Origin of the sequence: Rubrivirga sp., from assembly GCF_049648075.1 — a bacterium.
GTDB lineage: Bacteria > Bacteroidota > Rhodothermia > Rhodothermales > Rubricoccaceae > Rubrivirga.
In genome coordinates, this window is sequence record NZ_JBARYR010000224.1 from 1 (window position 1) to 3,105 (window position 3,105).

A 3,105-nucleotide genomic window follows, 5' to 3' on the forward strand; every position below is an offset into this window, starting at 1 on the left:
GTGACGTCGGCCAGAACACGTGGGAGGAGGTCAACCGCGTCGAGGCCGGGGGCAACTACGGGTGGAATACGGTCGAGGGGCCGGAGTGCTTCCAGGGCCGCCCCTGCGACCTCGATGCGTTCGAGGAGCCGATCACGGTCTACGCCCACGACGCCGACGGCGGGTTCTCGATCACAGGAGGGTTCGCCACGACGGGCTGCACGTCGCAGTCGGGCTGTAACCTCCAGGTGTACTACTACGGCGACTTTGTGAGTGGCCGCGTTTGGGTCATCAACTTCGAAAGCGACGGCTCCAGCGCCTCGGGTTCTAGCACTGCACGCAGCACCGGGACCGTCATCCTAGAGCCCGGAGTGAACGGAGCGCCCACGCTCTCGATCTCGTCGATCGACCCGGATTTCGGGGCGACTCCCCTCTTGACGGACTACTTCTCGGGAAGGGTCTACCGCCTCCTCAGCGCCTCCGTCTCCTCCGAGCCCGGCCTCGAGGCCGCCCCGCTCCTCACGCTCGCCGGCCCCAACCCCTTCCGCTCCGCCACGGCCGTCGCCCTCGAGGCCGAGGGCTCCGCTCGTGTGACCGTCCTCGACGCGCTCGGTCGAGAGGTCGCGGTGTTGTGGGACGGCCCTGGCGCACCGAGTCGGCTCGACCTCGAGGGCGCCGATCTCGCCCCGGGCCTCTACATGGTCCGCGCTCAACCAACGAGGTCGGACGCGACGGTTCGTGTCGTCCGCATGCGCTAGGCGTTTGATGCCTCGTCCTCGAGGCCGATACCTCTCGACCTTGGCTCACGCCACGACCCTCTCGCTTCCATGACCGTGCGCACGCTTCCCCTCCTCGTCCTCTCGACCGTCGCCGCGGTTGGGTTTCTGATCGCCACACCAGCTCCCGTCCAGGGCTTCTCCGGTGGCGCTCCACCCAACTTCGCGGGCAACATCGACCAGGCAAACGGGACGCCGCGGACGTGCGGCGTGAACGGCTGCCACGCGACGTTCGATCTGAACTCCGGGCCGGGCAGCGTGAGCATCTCCGCGCCCTCGACGGTGGCACCGGGCGACACCGTCCGGGTCACGGTCACGATCGACAACCAGACCGGATCGCGGCAAGGGTTCGAGGCGACCGTCCGGGACCCCGCAGACCCCGCGGCCGACGTGCCGGGCACGCTCGCCATCGTCGACCCCTCGAACACGCAGTTTGCCCAGGGAAACACGGGCTACGTCACGCACACGTCCGGCGGCACGTCGGAGACGGAGTGGCAGTTCGATTGGACGCCGGACGGCTCCGTCGGGACGGCGCGCGTCTACGTGGCGGGTAACGCGTCGAACGGCAACGGCGCCAGCAGCGGCGACCGCATCTACACGGCCACCGCCGACATCACCATCGCGTCGACGGCGGGGGAGGGGCGTCCACAGCTCGCCTTCCACGTCGATACGCCGCGTCCGCACCCGGTCCGCGTCGGAGCACCATCCGTCCTCGAGGTCGACCTCGAAGAGCCGGGTACCCTCAACGTCCGACTGGTCGACGGGCTCGGGCGGACCGTTCGAGACGTCGCGAGCGGCGACCGGCCGGCCGGCTCGCTGTCGCTGTCGCTGCCCACCGACGTGCCTCCGGGGACGTATTTCGTCGTCGTGCAAGGTCCCGGTGGCCAGCGGACGCAGCCGCTCGTTGTGGTTCGCTAGTCGGGCACGGGGGGATTCCCTCCGAGCGGTTTGTTCAGAGCGACCTCGGCGCCTGCCGATACATCCCGGGCGATCCCTGGTATGAGCTCTGAGTTCCGATTCCTCCCGCCCTGCCCCCCCGCCCGCGCCCGTCGCGGGACTCGAACTCATCGCTGAGCGGCTCGGGATGCCGTCGGCGATCCTGTACGGCGCCGGGCCTGCCGGACTGCTCCGCGCTCTCGCCGGTGTCGGGTCGCTCGCCGATGGCGCCTCGCTCCGCGCCCTGGCCGAAACCCTTGGGTCGACGCTTACCGTCCTCGACCCGCCCGGAGGCAGCTTCGCCGCGGGCATCCGGCTGGGCCATGACGAGGGCGCCTTGCTCGTCGTCTCGCCGACGCCGCCGACGCCGGGCAGCGATTGGGAAGAGACGTTCGGGGTCGCCGCGCAACTCGCCCTCAGCCTGGTCCGCGCCGAGGCCAACGACATGGACCGGTTGCCCCTTCTGCACGAGGTCGCGGTCCACCCGGGAGGGTTCGACGAGCGGCTGACCTACGCGCTGCAACGGTCGACGGAGATCCTCGGCCTCGATGCGGCCGCGTTTGCGCGCACGAGCGGCGGACGATGGATCCCACAGAGCTTGTTCGACCCGCTCAGCCGGCTCTTCACCGAGCGCTCGGCTCCGCTCGGCGAGATGTTCTGCGCCTACACCTCGAGGTCGGACGGGCCGCTTGCCATCGAGGACGCGTCGGCCACGTCGCTCGGGATCTCGTCGCCGCGGTCGTACATCGGAGCCCCCGTCTTCGTCGGCGGGCGGTGCGTGGGGACGTTCTTCGTCGCCGGCGTGGCCGCTCGCAAACGCCCGTTCTCAGACGAAGACCGAGCGCTGGTCGAGGCGCTGGCGCGGTGGGTCGGCGTGGCTCTGGCCGGCCGAGCCCTCGCGCGGCATCGTGCGGCGCGCATGGCCAACTTGACGGCGTTCTTCGACGGATCGCCGCTCGGCATGGGCGTGGTCCAGGTCATCGAGGGCGACCTCGATTTCGTCGCCATCAACACGGCGGCGGCTGAAGCGCTCGGGTCGTCTCCCGACGCCGTGACCGGACGCCGCGCGACCGACGTCGGTCTCAACTCGTCCCTCGTCCGAAAGTGGATCTCGGCATGTGAGGTCGCCTCGAGGACGGGCCAGAGCCGCCGCGTCGAGGTCGAGGTCGGGACCACGATGGGCCTGCGCCGATTGGTGACGACCGTCGCCCCGATGCCGAGCGCTGGCGACCCTCGGTACACGTTCGTCGTCGAGGACGTCACGACGCACCACTACGAGCGCCGGTCGAAGGAGGCCACGCCGTCGGAGCCGGACGAGATCCTGGATCAGTCGCCGGCCGCCCACTTCGCCGCCGACCTCGACGGGCGCATCACGCACGCCCGCGGCACCCTGGCCGACCGCGTCGGGCTGCGG

The 3,105-nt window shown here is 70.3% G+C and carries 2 protein-coding genes and 1 pseudogene; all 3 read left to right on the plus strand.

Annotated elements, in window-relative coordinates; genetic code table 11:
• Nucleotides 1–737, plus strand: a pseudogene (locus WBA11_RS06575) (hypothetical protein); the annotation flags it as partial.
• A 75-nt stretch (nt 738–812) separates the two neighbouring features.
• Nucleotides 813–1,673: a choice-of-anchor V domain-containing protein gene (locus WBA11_RS06580; RefSeq protein ID WP_424519907.1), complete on the plus strand. Its 861-nt coding sequence runs from the start codon at nt 813–815 to the stop codon at nt 1,671–1,673.
• Nucleotides 1,674–1,839: 166 nt separating this feature from the next.
• The coding region (locus WBA11_RS06585; RefSeq protein ID WP_424519908.1) for a GAF domain-containing protein at nt 1,840–3,105 on the plus strand (1,266 nt) is incomplete at its 3' end.